This window comes from Microbacterium oxydans (assembly GCF_006540085.1).
Taxonomy (GTDB): Bacteria; Actinomycetota; Actinomycetes; order Actinomycetales; family Microbacteriaceae; genus Microbacterium; species Microbacterium oxydans.
Genome location: NZ_BJOG01000007.1, coordinates 69,694 through 84,502, shown reverse-complemented (window position 1 = coordinate 84,502; position 14,809 = coordinate 69,694). Strand labels below are relative to the sequence as shown.

General features: G+C 69.5%; 12 protein-coding genes. 7 read left to right on the top strand and 5 right to left on the bottom strand.

Annotated features, from left to right (window positions below; all coding sequences use genetic code 11):
- Positions 1 to 63: 63 nt before the first annotated feature.
- A complete protein-coding gene (locus MOX01_RS13570; RefSeq protein WP_046748956.1) occupies positions 64 to 1,986 on the top strand; it encodes a BglG family transcription antiterminator in 1,923 nt (640 codons plus the stop codon).
- A gap of 9 nt (positions 1,987 to 1,995) precedes the next feature.
- Here the strand turns inward: MOX01_RS13570 and MOX01_RS13565 are convergent, their stop codons facing one another.
- The 3 genes from MOX01_RS13565 to MOX01_RS13555 are packed head-to-tail and all read right to left on the bottom strand — an operon-like array spanning position 1,996 to position 4,777.
- The gene (locus MOX01_RS13565) at positions 1,996 to 2,259 is read right to left on the bottom strand and encodes an HPr family phosphocarrier protein (RefSeq protein WP_046748957.1); all 264 of its coding nucleotides are present in this window, start codon (positions 2,257 to 2,259) and stop codon (positions 1,996 to 1,998) included.
- Between the two features lie 2 nt (positions 2,260 to 2,261).
- Complete coding sequence (locus MOX01_RS13560; protein WP_061018811.1) at positions 2,262 to 3,947, bottom strand: phospho-sugar mutase; 1,686 nt, start codon at positions 3,945 to 3,947, stop codon at positions 2,262 to 2,264.
- Positions 3,944 to 4,777: a purine-nucleoside phosphorylase gene (locus tag MOX01_RS13555; RefSeq protein ID WP_046748959.1), complete on the bottom strand. Its 834-nt coding sequence runs from the start codon at positions 4,775 to 4,777 to the stop codon at positions 3,944 to 3,946. The genes MOX01_RS13560 and MOX01_RS13555 overlap by 4 nt, the downstream gene beginning before the upstream one ends.
- 48 nt (positions 4,778 to 4,825) lie before the next feature.
- Between MOX01_RS13555 and MOX01_RS13550 the strand changes: the two genes are divergently transcribed.
- On the top strand, positions 4,826 to 6,274 hold the full coding sequence (locus MOX01_RS13550; RefSeq protein ID WP_046748960.1) for an NAD(P)H-quinone dehydrogenase: 1,449 nt from the start codon (positions 4,826 to 4,828) through the stop codon (positions 6,272 to 6,274).
- A 64-nt stretch (positions 6,275 to 6,338) separates the two neighbouring features.
- On the opposite strand, the gene MOX01_RS13545 is transcribed toward MOX01_RS13550, so the two are convergent.
- Positions 6,339 to 8,105, bottom strand: coding sequence for an acetyl/propionyl/methylcrotonyl-CoA carboxylase subunit alpha (locus MOX01_RS13545; protein WP_046748961.1), 1,767 nt, complete (start codon positions 8,103 to 8,105; stop codon positions 6,339 to 6,341).
- 78 nt (positions 8,106 to 8,183) lie between these two features.
- On the bottom strand, positions 8,184 to 8,822 hold the full coding sequence (locus tag MOX01_RS13540; protein WP_046749078.1) for a Maf family protein: 639 nt from the start codon (positions 8,820 to 8,822) through the stop codon (positions 8,184 to 8,186).
- A 23-nt stretch (positions 8,823 to 8,845) separates the two neighbouring features.
- Here MOX01_RS13540 and MOX01_RS13535 point away from each other — a divergent pair, with 23 nt between their 5' ends.
- The 5 genes from MOX01_RS13535 to MOX01_RS13515 all read left to right on the top strand — a co-directional run bounded on the left by MOX01_RS13535 (position 8,846) and on the right by MOX01_RS13515 (position 14,565).
- Positions 8,846 to 10,093 (top strand): class I SAM-dependent RNA methyltransferase, encoded by a 1,248-nt coding sequence (locus tag MOX01_RS13535; RefSeq protein ID WP_141370134.1) that lies wholly within the window; start codon positions 8,846 to 8,848, stop codon positions 10,091 to 10,093.
- A 41-nt stretch (positions 10,094 to 10,134) separates the two neighbouring features.
- The gene (locus MOX01_RS13530) at positions 10,135 to 10,794 is read left to right on the top strand and encodes a response regulator transcription factor (protein WP_046748963.1); all 660 of its coding nucleotides are present in this window, start codon (positions 10,135 to 10,137) and stop codon (positions 10,792 to 10,794) included.
- Positions 10,784 to 12,019, top strand: a complete 1,236-nt coding sequence (locus MOX01_RS13525; protein ID WP_058631808.1) for a sensor histidine kinase — start codon at positions 10,784 to 10,786, stop codon at positions 12,017 to 12,019. Before MOX01_RS13530 ends, MOX01_RS13525 begins: the two co-directional genes overlap by 11 nt.
- On the top strand, positions 12,016 to 13,008 hold the full coding sequence (locus tag MOX01_RS13520; RefSeq protein WP_230977937.1) for a hypothetical protein: 993 nt from the start codon (positions 12,016 to 12,018) through the stop codon (positions 13,006 to 13,008). Before MOX01_RS13525 ends, MOX01_RS13520 begins: the two co-directional genes overlap by 4 nt.
- Positions 13,009 to 13,365: 357 nt before the next feature.
- Positions 13,366 to 14,565: an ROK family transcriptional regulator gene (locus MOX01_RS13515; RefSeq protein ID WP_141370271.1), complete on the top strand. Its 1,200-nt coding sequence runs from the start codon at positions 13,366 to 13,368 to the stop codon at positions 14,563 to 14,565.
- Positions 14,566 to 14,809: the final 244 nt, after the last annotated feature.

The window sequence follows — 14,809 nt, the reverse complement described above, 5'->3', positions numbered from 1 at the left end:
GGCCACCTGACATCATGGAGAGCACGTCGAGACGGTGCAGTCAGCACGCGGGAGGGGAGGATCATGTCGCGCCAGCGTCAGGACCAGCTCCTCGCCGCGCTGCTGCGTCAGGAGGGCTGGGCTACGGCCGCGAGCCTCGCCGACCTCATGGGGGTCACCCCGCGCAGCATCCGTTCCTACGTCGCGGCGCTGAACGCTCGCACGCCCGGAGCCGCCGTGATCGAGTCGGGTCCCGCGGGGTATCGCGCCGGATCCGGTGCACGGGGTGCGATGCGCATGCGTCAGGGCGGGGAATCGGCCCCTCGCGATCGCCTGCACACGCTGGTGCGACTCCTGCTCGATGAGCCGGCTGGCATCGATGTCTTCGACACCGCGGAGGATCTGCACGTCAGCGAGGCGACGCTCGAAGCGGATCTGGTGCGCGTGCGCGGCCTGCTCGACGGCACCGACCTGACGCTCGAGCGCGAGCGCGAGATCGTGCGTCTGCGCGGCAATGAGACAGCGCAGCGCCGTCTGCTCAGCAGGCTCGCCCACGACGAGATGGATGATGCCTCGTTCCATCCCGAGACGTTCCGGCGCGCGCTGTCCGGATCGGCGGTGGACGCCGGCGCGGTCGGTCCCTTCAAATCGGCCCTGGTGCGCGAGTTGGGTGAGCTCGGCTACTACGTGAACGAGCTCGCGATCTCCGACGTGCTGCTGCACATCGCGATCGCCGCGGAGCGGGTCGCTGCGGGACACACGCTCGAATCTGCACCGGCGGGCACGCGCGAGGAGATCCCGCGCGTGGGGGCGGTCATCGCCCGCCTGGCCTTCGAGCACTTCTCGGTGGTCCTCGGCGATGGCGACAGCGGCCACCTCGCCTCCCTCGTGCTGACGCGCATCGTCGCGCCGGGGGAGGCGACGACACGCGAGGTCGCCCGCAGCGGCGTCGACCCGATGGTCGAGGCCGCCGTCCGTGCGGAGATCACGCGTGCGGCCGAGGACTTCGAGGTCGACCTCGTCGATGAGACCTTCGTCCTGCGTCTCGCCCTGCACGTGCAGAATCTGCTGCGGCGGGCGGAGGAGAGCGCCCTCACGCGGAACCCGCTCACCCGGTCGTTGAAGGCGACGTACCCGATGATCTTCGAGGTGGCCGTGTCGATCGCGAGCGGCCTGCACGACCGCGTCGGCACGCCGATCCACGACGACGAGATCGCCTACATCGCCATGCACGTGGGCGGCCGTCTCGAACGCAGCCGCAAGGCGGAATCCATCCTCACCGCCACGATCGTGTGCCCGGGGTATCACGAGCTGCACGAACTGCTCCGCTCCAGCGTCGACCGTTCCCTCGGGACGGCCATCGAGGTCACCACCGTCGTCACCAATGTCGATCCGGACTGGTCGTCGTTCGATACCGATCTGGTGCTCAGCACCATCGAACCGGGATCCTCCGGCGACCGCTTCGTACGCATCCAGCCGTTCCTGACCGATGCCGACGTCGACCGCATCCAGCAGGCTGCGGCGCGGGTGCGGCGGGGACGGCGTCTCACCCGCCTCCGCGGTGAGCTCGCCCGCTACTTCCTCGCGGACGCCTACGTGTTCCCCCTGCCGGATGAGGGGGAGGAGGCGATCATCCGGCGTCTGGGCGGTCTTCTGGTGCAGGCGGGCCTGATCGGCGAGGACTACATCGAGAACACCATCGTGCGGGAGCGGATGTCGTCGACCGCCTTCACGGATGCGCTCGCCGTGCCGCACGCGCTCCAGATGACCGCCACTCGCACGGCCATCGCCATCGGCGTCGCGGACGGCTCAGCGGCCTGGGGCGGAGGGCGAGTGCAGGTCGTCGCCCTCGCGGCGTTCAGCGAGAGCGACCGTGCGGCTTTCCAGACCGTGTTCGAGCAGCTCGTCGAGGTGTTCAGCGAGCGCGAGAGCGTGCAGCGGATCGTCCGGAAGGGGACGACTTTCGAGGCGTTCCTCGACGAGCTCGTCGCCGTGATCGACGGGTGAGGGTCGCGGTCAGCCGCGGGGAGCGAGAACCTCCGCGAGCTGATCGAGGACGGCCTCGGACGTCGGAGACGGTGCGGTCTCGATCTCGACCGGATCTCCTGTCGCGATCCCGAGGTCCATCACGGCCAGCACGCTGCTCAGGTCGACGGTCGTGCCGTCGGCCGTGCGGAGGGTGACCGGAGACCCGTGCGACTGCGCGAGTCGCACGAGCTCGGCCACCGGACGAGCGTGCACGCCGTTGTGCGCGCTGACGATGATGCGTCGGATCGGCATGCTCAGGAGCGTTCGTCGAGCAGGGTGCGCACCCCGGCTTCGAGTTCGGCGACGGCCTCTCGCGCGCGCTCGGCGGAGTCCGCCTTCGCGTCGATGTAGACCTTCAGCTTCGGCTCGGTGCCGCTGGGACGCACGATCACGCGGGACCCGTCCGTCAGCCGGTAGCGGAGCACGTCACCGGACGGCTGCCCCTGGCCCGCCTGCAGCAGATCCTCGGCCGAGGCGATCGACCGACCGGCGATGTGTGTCGGCGGAAGCGTGCGCAGGGCGAGCATCACGGTACCGATGATCGAGAGGTCTTCGACGCGCACCGACACCTGACCGCTGGCGAAGTGCCCGTACGTCTCGCCGAGTTCGTCCAGCAGGTCGCTGAGCGTCGCTCCACGGTCGCGCGCCTCTGCCGCGAGGCCGAGGACCGCGACGGCGGCCGACACGCCGTCCTTGTCGCGCACGGTCTCCGGGTTCACGAGGTAACCCAGAGCCTCTTCGAAACCGAAGACGATGCCAGGGGCGCGTGAGATCCATTTGAAGCCCGTGAGCGTCTCGTGGAAGTCGAGTCCGTGGTGGGTCGCGACGGCGCCGAGGCCGGGGGAGGAGACGAGTGAGCAGGCGAGTGATGCCCCTGGCGTGCCCGCCGCAGCACGTGCCGCCCTCGCGCCGAGCAGGAGTCCGACCTCGTTGCCGGTGAGGCGACGCCAGCCGTCCGCTGCCGAGTCGTCGGGGATCGCGACGGCCAGGCGGTCGGCGTCGGGGTCGTTGGCGAGGATGAAGTCCGCCTTGACGCGCCGAGCCCTCGCGAAGGCGAGATCCATGGCACCGGGCTCCTCCGGGTTCGGGAAGGACACGGTGCGGAAGGTGGCGTCGGGCGTGAGCTGCTCGTCGACGACGAACGGCTGCGGGTATCCGGCGTCCTTGACGATGCGGGACAGCGTCTCCCAGCCCACGCCGTGCATCGCCGTGTACACCCAGCGCATCCCGGTGGTGCCGGCGGGGGCGGGGGCGACGGCGGCGGTCGCTGCGATGTATGCCTCGACGACGTCCTCGCCTGCGACCTCGTATTCCGTGGAGCGCGGCAGTGCCGTCACCGGTCCGGCGTCCGCCATCCGCTGGATGTGCGCGGCGATCTCCGCATCGGCCGGAGCGACGATCTGCGATCCCTGATCCGCGCCGCCCAGGTACACCTTGTACCCGTTGTCGTTCGGCGGGTTGTGGCTCGCGGTCACCATCACGCCGGCATCGGCTCCCAGGTGGCGCACGGCGAACGCGAGGACGGGGGTGGGGAGCAGACGGGGGAGCAGGACCGCCCGCAGTCCGGCTCCGGCGAACAGCTCGGCGGAGTCGGTCGCGAACACGCGGGAGTTGCGACGCCCGTCGTATCCGATCACCACCGTCGGCGTCTGGCCGTTCGACTTCTGACCGTTCGACTTCTCGCGCAGGTAGGCGGCGAATCCCGCCGCGGCCTGCGCGACCAGCACCCGGTTCATCCGGTTGCTCCCGGCGCCGAGCTCGCCGCGCAGACCGGCGGTGCCGAAGGCGAGACGCGTGCGGAAACGGTCGTCGAGGTCGGCGATCGCGTCCGCATCCCCGGCGGCGGCCCGGGTGATCACACCGGCCAGTTCGTCGCGGGTCTCGTGGTCGGGGTCCTGGCGCAACCAGGCGCGGGCCTGCGCGAGCCGCTCCTCGCTCACAGGGCCTCGACCACCCTGGCCAGAAGCGCGGAGATCACGGGCTCCGCCTCCCGTCCGGCCTCGATCACCTCGGCATGGCTGAGCGGGGTCTGCTGGATTCCCGCGGCGAGGTTGGTGATCAGGGAGAACCCGAGGATCTCCATGCCGGCCTCGCGCGCGGCGATCGCCTCGAGCGCAGTCGACATGCCGACGATGTGGCCGCCGATGTGCTTGGCCATCTGCACCTCTGCCGGGGTCTCATAGTGCGGGCCGCGGAACTGCGTGTAGACGCCTTCGTCGAGTGAGGGGTCGATCGAGCGGGCGACGTCCCGAAGACGTTTCGAGTACAGGTCGGTGAGGTCGACGAACGTGGCGCCCTCGAGCGGCGAATCGGCCGTGAGGTTGATGTGATCGCTGATCAGCACGGGCTGGCCAGGGGTCCAGGTCTCGCGGATGCCGCCGGCTCCGTTGGTCAGCACCATGATCTTGGCGCCCGTCGCGGCTGCCGTGCGGACGCTGTGCACGACGCGGCGTACGCCGTGGGCCTCGTAGTAGTGGGTGCGCGCGCCGATGACGAGGACGTTCTTGCCGCCGGGGGTGCGGATGCTGCGCAGTGTGCCGACGTGGCCTTCGAGCGCGGGCTTCGAGAAGCCGGTGACCTCGGTCGCGGGGATCGTGGCGACGGTCTCGCCGATGATGTCGGCCGCCTTGCCCCAGCCGCTGCCGAGGGTGAGGGCGATGTCGTGGTTCTCGACGCCGGTCAGACGGGCGATGTCGGCTGCGGCCTGCGCGGCCACCTCGAACGGGTTCGCGGTCGGGTCGTCGAGGGGGTTGCTGTGCGTTTCGGGCATGGATCCACTCTAGGAAGGTGCAGGCTCGGGTGCCAGGATTGCGCGAGAATGGATTCCATGTCTTCCACCACTTTCGAGCGCACTCAGCGCGTCGCCGTGCTCGGCGGCGGTCCCGGCGGCTACGAGGCGGCCCTCGCGGCCGCCCAGTTGGGTGCCGAGGTCACCCTGGTCGAACGGGTGGGAGTCGGCGGATCAGCCGTGCTCACCGACGTCGTGCCTTCGAAGAGCCTGATCGCCACCGCCGATGCGGCCGTCGCCATCTCCGAGGCCAGCGACCTCGGCGTGAACTTCTATGCCAAGGGCGACCACTCCCGCCCCCTCAAGCCCGAGATCGCGATCAACCTCGCCGCCGTGAACAAGCGCCTCCTCGCGCTCGCCGGCCAGCAGTCCGAGGACATGCGCGCGACGCTCCTCGAGGCCGGTGTGCGCATCCTGTCCGGCCACGGACGCCTCGAAGGGCCCACGGCGATCATCGTCTCGACCGGCCAGGGCGGCACCGACTTCGACCGGGTCGAGGCCGACACCATCGTCGTGGCCGTCGGCGCCTCGCCGCGCGAGCTGGACTCCGCGAAGCCCGACGGCAAGCGCATCCTGACGTGGACGCAGCTGTACGACATGAAGGCGCTCCCCGAGCACCTCATCGTGGTCGGATCCGGTGTCACCGGAGCGGAGTTCGCCTCCGCGTACATGAACCTGGGCGCCAAGGTGACCCTGATCTCGAGCCGTGAGCAGGTGCTCCCCGGCGAGGATAAGGACGCGGCTGCGGTGCTGGAGAAGGTCTTCAAGCGCGGGGGAATGCAGGTGCTCTCCAAGTCGCGCGCCGACAAGGTGGAGGTCACGGACGACGGCGTCACCGTCACGCTGTCCGATGGGCGCACGGTCGAGGGCAGCCACTGCCTCATGGCCGTCGGGTCCATCCCGAACACCGCAGGCATCGGTCTCGAGGAAGCCGGCGTCGAGCTCGACGAATCCGGGCACGTCCGGGTGAACAAGGTCGCTCGTACCTCGGTCCCCAACGTGTACGCCGTCGGCGACTGCACGAACTTCTTCCCGTTGGCCTCCGTCGCGTCGATGCAGGGGCGCACCGCGGTGTTCCACGCCCTCGGCGACATCGTGATCCCGTTGGAGCTGATCAAGATCACCTCCAACATCTTCACCGCGCCCGAGATCGCCACGGTCGGCTACGGCGTCAAGGACGTCGAGGATGGCGTCGCGGACGGCATGGTCTACAAGCTGCCTCTCGCGGCGAACCCGCGCGCGAAGATGATGGGCATCAAGGACGGCTTCGTGAAGCTCATCGCGCGGAAGGGCTCCGGTACGGTGATCGGCGGTGTGATCGTCGCTCCGAAGGCCTCGGAGCTGATCTACCCGATCGCGGTCGCCGTCGAGCGCCGCCTCACGGTCGATCAGGTCTCGCGGGTCTTCGCCGCCTACCCCTCGCTGTCCAGCAGCATCACCGACGCGAGCAGGGCGATGCACCTCGTGAACATCTCCTGACGCCCGTAGGCACAGCAAAGGCGCCCCACTTCGGTGGGGCGCCTTTCGCGTGTCAGCGGGAGGATCAGCTGATGGTGAGCAGCTGGTGTCCCGCGGAGACCGTGGCGCCGGCATCGGCGTTGATGTTGCCGACGACGCCGTCCTTGTGCGCCTGCAGCGGCTGCTCCATCTTCATGGCCTCGAGCACGACGACCAGATCGCCCTTGACGACCTGCTGTCCGTCGGCGACCGCGATCTTCACGACCGTGGCCTGCATGGGGGACTTGACGGCATCCCCCGAGGCTCCGGCGTTGGCCGTTGTGGCATGGCTGCGGCGCGACGGGGGAACCGCGGCGGGGCGCCCAGCGGTGCCTGCGGCGACGGCGACGCGGTCCGGCAGGCTCACCTCGAGGCGCTTGCCGGAGACCTCGACGACGACCGTGTGCCGGGCTTCGGAGGCAGCCGGCGCCTCGAGCTCTCCGTCCCACGCCGGGATGTCGTTGACGAACTCGGTCTCGATCCAGCGCGTGAAGATGCCGAACTCGCCGCTCTCCGCTGTGAACGCAGGATCGCGCACGACCTTGCGGTGGAACGGGATGACGGTGGGAAGGCCGGCGACCTCGAACTCGTCGAGGGCACGGCGCGAGCGCTCGAGGGCCTCTGCCCTGTCCTTGCCGGTCACGATGATCTTGGCGAGCAGCGAGTCGAAGGCACCGGAGACCGAGTCGCCCGCAGTGACACCGGAATCCAGACGGATGCCGGGGCCTCCGAAGGTCTTGAAGACGTGGATCGGGCCCGGCTGGGGCAGGAATCCGCGACCGGGGTCCTCGCCGTTGATGCGGAACTCGATCGAGTGGCCCTGCGGCTTCGGGTCGTCGTAGTCGATGGTGCCGCCGGCCGCGATACGGAACTGCTCTCGTACCAGGTCGATGCCGGTGACCTCCTCGGAGACCGGGTGCTCGACCTGCAGACGTGTGTTCACCTCGAGGAAGGAGACGGTTCCGTCGGCTCCGATGAGGAACTCGCAGGTACCGGCGCCGACGTAGCCGACCTCCTTGAGGATGGCCTTGGAGGCGGCGTAGAGGAGGTCGTTCTGCTCCTGCGTGAGGAACGGAGCCGGCGCCTCCTCGACGAGCTTCTGATGGCGGCGCTGCAGCGAGCAGTCACGCGTCGAGATCACGACGACGTTGCCTTCGGCATCGGCCAGGCACTGGGTCTCGACGTGACGCGGCTTGTCGAGGTACTTCTCGACGAAGCACTCGCCGCGGCCGAAGGCGGCGACGGCCTCGCGCGTGGCGGACTCGAAGAGCTCGGCCACCTCGTCGAGCTCACGCGCGACCTTGAGGCCGCGTCCGCCGCCGCCGTAGGCGGCCTTGATGGCGATCGGGAGGCCGAACTCCTTCGCGAAGGCGATGACCTCGTCTGCGCCCTCGACCGGTCCCGGCGTTCCGGGGGCGAGGGGTGCGCCGACCTTCTCGGCCACGTGACGCGCGGTCACCTTGTCACCGAGGGCCTCGATGGCTTCGGGGGAGGGGCCGATCCAGGTCATCCCCGCGTCGATGATGGCGCGGGCGAACTCGGCGTTCTCGGCGAGGAAGCCGTAGCCGGGGTGCACGGCGTCGGCGCCGGCACGGCGGGCGATCGAGAGGATCTTCTCGATCTGGAGGTAGGTCTCGGCGCTCGTCGAGCCGCCGAGCGCGTAGGCCTCGTCTGCGAGGCGGGTGTGCAGGGCATCACGATCCTGGTCGGCGTAGACGGCGACGGAGGCGATCCCGGAGTCACGGGCGGCGCGGATGATGCGGACGGCGATCTCGCCGCGGTTGGCGATGAGCACCTTGGCGATAGCAGGCATGCTTGCCAGCCTAGCGAGAACGACCGCGATCCCTTTGACGACTCCCCACAAGAAAGTCGGGAAAACGTGGATGGGAGTCTACGACCAGAGGTCGGTCCAGCGAACGCCGAGCTCCGCGGCGAGACGGCGGACGGTGGACAGGGACATGCCGACGACCGTGGACGGGTCGCCCTCCACGCGGGTGATGAAGGCTCCTCCCAGGCTGTCCACGGTGAAGGCCCCCGCCACGAGCAGCGGTTCGCCTGAGGCGACGTACGCGGCGATCTCGGCGTCGGTCACGTCGGAGGCGAACGTCACAGCGGCTTCGGCGACGGCGGTGGCTTCCGTGGGCTCGGCACCGGGGGCGACCCGGAAGACGGAGTGGCCGGAGTGCAGGATGCCCGTGGCTCCGCGCATCTCTCGCCAGCGCCTGGTCGCTTCCTCCGGAGTGTACGGCTTGCCGTAGACGCGCCCGTCCAGCGCGAACATCGAGTCACCGCCGATGACCAGGCCGTCGAACCCTCCGTCCTCGACGAGGCTGTGTGCCACGGCGGAGGCCTTCGCGCGGGCGAGCAGCAGCACCAACTCCTCGGGCGCCAGGGGCTCGCCCCTTTCCGCCTCCGCAGCGGCGGCGACGGCGTCCTCGTCGACGTCCGGCGACACCGTGAGCGGCTCGATGCCCGCCTGACGCAGCAGCATGAGTCGGGCGGGAGAGGTCGAGGCGAGGCAGACGCGCATGTCCACCACCGTATCCTCGAAGGATGACTTCCTCCCCAGCCGACGTGCTCGAACTCGACATCACCGGCATCGCTCACGGGGGCACGTTCATCGCGCGGCACGAGGGACGAGTGGTGTTCGTGTCCGACGCGATCCCCGGTGAGCGCGTCCGTGCCCGACTGATCGCTCCGCAGGAGGGGGCCGATGCCGACACCCGCAGTTTCTGGCGGGCCGAGACGATCGAGGTGTTGGAAGCGTCGGAGCACCGCCGTCCCCACATCTGGGCGGAGGCCGACGTGTCGCGCGATCCCGCTGATCGTCCAGGAGGAGCTGATCTCGGGCACATCGATCTCGATCACCAGCGTGAGCTCAAGAGGCGCGTGCTGACCGAGGCCCTCGACCGCTTCGCGGGGAAGGGTCTCGTCGCGCCCGAGATCGAGGCCGTGGAGTCCGGAGACGGTCGAGGATGGCGCACGAGGGTGACGCTGCACGTCGACGACGCGGGAGTGGTGGGGCCGTATGCCTCACGCAGTCACCGTGTCGTGCCGGTGACGTCGTACCCGCTGGCGCGGCCGGCGATCGCCGCGGCAGCGCTCGCGCTGCAGGGGGAGGCTCCCGGTCGCATCGAGCTCGTGGAGCCCGCCGACGGCACCGTGCGCGTGATCCGTCGTGAGGAGACCGAGCGCGCCCCGCGCGTGCAGAGGGGCTTCCGCAAGCGCCCGGCGCCCGAGGTGATCCAGGAGATGGTCAACGACCGCCGCTTCGACGTCGACTCCACGGGCTTCTGGCAGGTGCATCCGCGCGCCGCCTCGGTGCTCGATGCCGCGGTCTACGGCATCCTCGACGGTCACGTCGACGAGGAGAAGACCCATTTCGACCTGTACGGCGGGGTCGGGCTGTTCGCGGCGACCCTGGCCGACCTCGGGGGCACGGACATCGTGACGGTCGAGTCGAGTGCACGTGCCACTCAGCATGCTGCGGCGAACCTCGCCCCTCTCGAGATCGACGCGGTGACAGCCCGAGTCGATCGGTTCCTCGCCACGCGCAAGGGCGGCGGTCGGGCCGGGGCCGTCGTGCTCGATCCGCCGCGGGCCGGAGCGGGGCGTCAGGTGGTCGAGGCGATCCACGGGCTCGCCCCCGACGCCATCGCCTACGTCGCCTGCGACCCGGTGGCGCTCGCACGCGATCTCGGCACGTTCCGCACGCTCGGGTGGAATGTCGACCGTCTCCGCGGCTTCGATCTGTTCCCGCACTCCCACCACTTCGAGGTCGTGGCACTGCTCACACGATGAGCGATCCACGGCCTTCCGAGGGGACTCAGTAGGCTGAGGGGATGAGCACGGTCGCACTCATCGACGATCACGAGTCCGTTCGCCTCGGTCTCGAGGCCGCGTGCGAGCGGGATTCGCAGACCGTGGTCTTCTCCGGGAGCACCGTGGTGTCGTACATCGACTGGCGGAAGGCGACGGGGGCCGCGCCGGCCGATGTGGTCGTGCTCGACCTCACGCTGGGAGACGGCACGACCGTTACTGAGAACGTGACCGCCCTCGTGAACGACGGCGCCAGCGTGGTGATCCACAGTGTGGCGGATCGTCCTGCAGCCGTGCGGGAAGCCCTCTCCGCCGGTGCGGCGGGAGTGGTGAGCAAGTCGTCAGCACTCGACGACGTGCTGGACGCGATCCGCACGGTCGCACAGGGCGAGGCCCTCAACAACGTGGAGTGGGCGAGCGCTGTCGACGGAGACCGCGCGTTCGCCGACGCGCAGCTCGCCACCCGCGAACGGGAGGTCCTCCGCCTGTACGCGACGGGTCTGCCGTTGAAGGCCGTGGCCGAGAAGCTGGGCGTCGCGTACTCGACCGCCAAGGAGAACATCACCCGCATCCGCGTGAAGTACGTCGAGGTCGGGCGCCCGGCGCCCACGAAGGTCGACCTGCTCCGGCGAGCGATGGAAGACGGGATCGTCACAGCCGACGAGGCACTCGGTGGCCGCTGAGCCGCTGAGCATCCGCGACGCCTGGAGCAAGATTCCGTCTCCGGGCAGCACGGAGACAGCATACGAGCGCTTCACCGGCAAGCGCATGGAGCGGATCCTCGCCATCGTGGTCGCGATCGGCTCGGCTGTGCTCGGCGCCCAAGCGCTGGTCTCCGCGATGGCATCCCTGTCGGACGCGGACCCCGCGCATGTGGTCGCGTTGTGTGTGGTGTTCGTGCCCCTGCTCGCGATGCTGGTGGCGTGCCTGATCGGACGCGGGGTGCGCACCTTCTCCGGCATCTTCGCCGTGGTGTACGTGCTGGTGCTCGCCGCGTGGCCGACGATCGTCGACCCCTCCGACAAGGGGGCCGGAGAGCAGCCGTGGATCTTCTTCCTCGTCAACGTCGGTGTCGTCGCGGCCATGCTCGCCTTCCCCCTTGCGCTGCAGTTCGTCTGGGCGGCGGGAGTGCCGTTCGTGTACGGCTATGTCCGTCTCGTCCAGGGCGAGTTCTCGCGCGATTTCTGGGTGACGACCGCCTTCGACGTCTCGTTCACCCTCATCCTCGGCGTGGTGATCGTCTCACTCGGCTGGATGTTCCGCTCGGTCGCCGCCGGGGTGGACGAGGCCAGGGGGCAGGCGGTCGCGTCGTACTCCACTGCTGCGGCAGCGGCGGCGGCCGAGGAGGAGAGGGCGGCGATGTCCGCCCTGATGCACGACAGCGTGCTGGCCGCTCTGATCGCCGCGGAGCGTGCCGAGGGCGAACGCGCCAGGGAGCTGGCCGTGGCGATGGCGCGAGAGGCTCTCACGCGCCTCGCGAACACCGAGGCCGCCGTCGCACAGGAGGGGAGCGACGAACCGGTCGGAACGGTGCAGATCGTTGTCGAGCTGCGTCGGGCGCTGTCCGAGCTCGGCGCCGATGCGATCGTGGAGGAGCGCGGAGGCATCGGACTCATCCCCGGACGTGCTGCCCGCGCGCTGGTGCTCGCGGCACGACAGGCGATCGGCAACGCGGTCTCGCATGCCGGCGGGCGCGGACTCCACATCATCGTCGAAGGGCACGGGGACGAGGGCATCGGCGTGACCATCTCCGACACCGGACCCGGATTCGACGTCGAGTCGATCGGCGTCGACCGACTCGGGATCCGTGCGTCGATCTTCGCGCGCATGGCGGGGGTGGCCGGCACCGCCGACATCCTCTCCGACGGGCACGGGACCACTGTCGTCCTGGGGTGGGAGCGCTCGTGAACCGCACCGTGCGGAGTGTCGCCACCTCCCTCGCCGTCGGCTTCGCCCTGTACTTCGTCGCCAGGGGGATCTGGTGGATCGAGCAGCCGACCGCACCGCTGGTGATGGTGCTCGCGATCGGGTTGTACCTCGTGGTCGTGAACGTCGCGATCCTCGGACACGGCGCCGTCGTCAGGATGCCGATGTGGTCGGCGATCCTGGCGCTGGTGGCGAGTGCGCTCATCCCCATCCTCGTCACCTCGTCGCTCGACCCGGCGGATCGGACGGCTCCCTTCGCCACGTGGTACATCGGGGCGCTCGGACTGCTCGGCGTCGTCTGCGTCGTCCGGAGGCGCGCTCTGATCGGTGTTCTCGTTCTCGGGGTGCTCGTCGTCACCGCGTCGGCCTATCTGGGATTCGTCGTCGCCCTCAACCTCGGACTCGTCGGCTCCATCATGTGGGTGGTGGTCGCTGGGCTCCTGGTGATGTTCTGGGACCGCGCCGTGCGTGACACGGAGCGCCTCGCCGAGATCCAGCAGGCCGTGTCCGCGTGGCATGCGACGCAGCGGGTGCGTCAGCGGGAGCGGCGCCTGCGCACGCAGTTCGCGCTGGCCGTCGCCGGTCCCGTCCTCAGCAGAGTGGTGGCCGCGCGGGGTGTGCTGGACGAGCAGGAGCGGATGGACGCCCGCCTCGCCGAGGGCAGGCTGCGCGACGAGTTGCGCGGAGCCGATCTCCTCAACGATGCCGTGCGCAACGCGATCGAGGCGGCACGACGCCGGGGGGTGGTGGTCACGGTCTTCGATGAGGGCGGTTTCGACGGGATCGACGAGACACGGCGAGAACTGATCAGGGACGAGCTGGCCGTCGTGCTCAGTCGCGCGCAGACCGCTCGTCTGATCATCCGCTCGGCGCGTGATCCCCGTGTCGCCGTCACGGTGGTCGGCCGCGCCGGCTCACGGGCGTCCGGCGACGATGACGCCGTCGACCTCTGGCACGAGATTCCGCGCTGACAGGCGGGCACAGGGCTGACGGGCGTGGTCAGGGCTGGCAGGCGGGGACAGCGGACGAACGCATGCGTCCTCGGCTCCGGCCTGGGGAGATGACCGGAGTCGAGGATGGTGAGAGTGGGAGAGGGGCGGCGAATCCGCCTGCCCCTCTCCGTGCGGACAGTTACCCGAAAACCGTCCGCTGGTGGCCGATCAGCGTCTGTCTACCCTGGGACAGAGAGACCAGCCGAACGCGAAGCGTCCCCCTCAGTCTGATGGTTCGCGCGAACATTGTCTGTAGGTATTTTGGGGGACACGATTTCACCCCCGATAGGCCATCATTGGACGATGGCAACGCGTCGTGGCACCAACCTTCCGCGCATGGGCGACTTCAATCAGTCCGTGATCCTGGAGGCCATCCGGCAGTCCGGCGAAGGGCTCAGCAGGATCGAGCTGTCGACGGCGACGCGCCTCTCGGCGCAGACGGTCACGAACATCACCCGCAGACTCCTCGATGACGGCTTCATCAGGGAAGCGGGTCGAACGATCAACGGACCAGGCAAGCCGCGGGTCACCCTGCGGCTCGTCGCGGACAGCCGCTTCGCCGTGGGGGTCCATCTGGATCCCGCGCTGATGACTTTCGTGCTGTTGGATCTGGCCGGCGCGGTCGTCCGTCGTCTGAGCGTGCGAACCCCTGCCGAGGATCCCCACCGCATCGTCGAGGCCATGGCGTCGACGATCGATGCGTTGATCGTCGGTTCGGGCGTCGACCGCTCCCGGATCGCCGGGGTGGGGGTCGCGGCTCCCGGCCCGCTCGACGCGGAGCTGGGGACGGTGATCGACCCGCCTAAGCTCGCAGGCTGGCACCGTGTGCCGTTGCGGGCAGTGCTCGCGGAGGCGACGGGGTTGCCCGTGGTCGTGGAGAAGGACACGACCTCGGCTGCGGTGGGCGAGCTCTGGACGAGGCGGGAATCGGCGGACGACTCCTTCGTCTTCGTCTATCTGGGGATCGGTATCGGCGCGGCCATCGCACGTGATGGAGAGGCGGTCCGGGGGAGCACACGCAACATCGGCGAGATCGGCCACATCATCGTCGACCCCGACGGACCGTCCTGCGCGTGCGGGGCCCGCGGATGCGTCGAGGTGGTGTGCACCCCGCAGGCGATCATCGAGCAGGCGGAGAGGGCAGGGGTATTCGACGACGAGCATCAGACGAGCGACGCCGCGGCAGTCGACCAGCGATTCGGGCAGCTGTGCGAGCGAGCGGCTGCCGGGGACGAAGCCGCGGGGGAGGTGCTTCGGCGCTCCTCCGCCCACATCACGGTGCTGACGGCGGTGCTCACGAACATGCTCGACGTCGACCGCGTCGTCTTCGGTGGGCCGTTCTGGTCGCGGCTCGCTGATGTGTACCTGGCAGAGATCCCCGACCTGCTCGATCGGGCCAGCGCCACCAGGGCGATACGCACCCTTCCCGTCGACGGCACGGTGGTGGGCGACGATGTCGGTGCGGTGGGAGCGGCGTGCGTCGTCCTCGACTCGGTCCTGAGCCCGCGTGCCTCCGACCTCCTGCTCGACAGCTGAGTGCTCGACAACTGAGTGCGCGGGGTCACCTTTGCGAGCATAAGTCGAATCGATATAGTATTTGAGTTTCGTCCTTCGGACAGATCAGCGGAGTCCGCCTTCTGCTGTGCGCACGGCACCGTCGCACGCCGCGGAGCACGCAGGTCTTCACGAGGGGGGATCCGTCCGGCTCTCGAAGAGGGGCGGACGAGGCGGCGACGGGGACGCGGCCGCGCAGGGCGCTGGGGGTCCTGCGACGATCGTC

Bases quoted from the DNA above. Each gene is read 5' to 3' on its own strand.
- MOX01_RS13570 (WP_046748956.1), top strand. From the start codon at position 64: ATGTCGCGCCAGCGTCAGGACCAGCTCCTCGCCGCGCTGCTGCGTCAG.
- MOX01_RS13565 (WP_046748957.1), bottom strand. From the start codon at position 2,259: ATGCCGATCCGACGCATCATCGTCAGCGCGCACAACGGCGTGCACGCT.
- MOX01_RS13555 (WP_046748959.1), bottom strand. From the start codon at position 4,777: ATGCCCGAAACGCACAGCAACCCCCTCGACGACCCGACCGCGAACCCG.
- MOX01_RS13550 (WP_046748960.1), top strand. From the start codon at position 4,826: ATGGATTCCATGTCTTCCACCACTTTCGAGCGCACTCAGCGCGTCGCC.
- MOX01_RS13545 (WP_046748961.1), bottom strand. From the start codon at position 8,105: ATGCCTGCTATCGCCAAGGTGCTCATCGCCAACCGCGGCGAGATCGCC.
- MOX01_RS13540 (WP_046749078.1), bottom strand. From the start codon at position 8,822: ATGCGCGTCTGCCTCGCCTCGACCTCTCCCGCCCGACTCATGCTGCTG.
- MOX01_RS13535 (WP_141370134.1), top strand. From the start codon at position 8,846: ATGACTTCCTCCCCAGCCGACGTGCTCGAACTCGACATCACCGGCATC.
- MOX01_RS13530 (WP_046748963.1), top strand. From the start codon at position 10,135: ATGAGCACGGTCGCACTCATCGACGATCACGAGTCCGTTCGCCTCGGT.
- MOX01_RS13515 (WP_141370271.1), top strand. From the start codon at position 13,366: ATGGGCGACTTCAATCAGTCCGTGATCCTGGAGGCCATCCGGCAGTCC.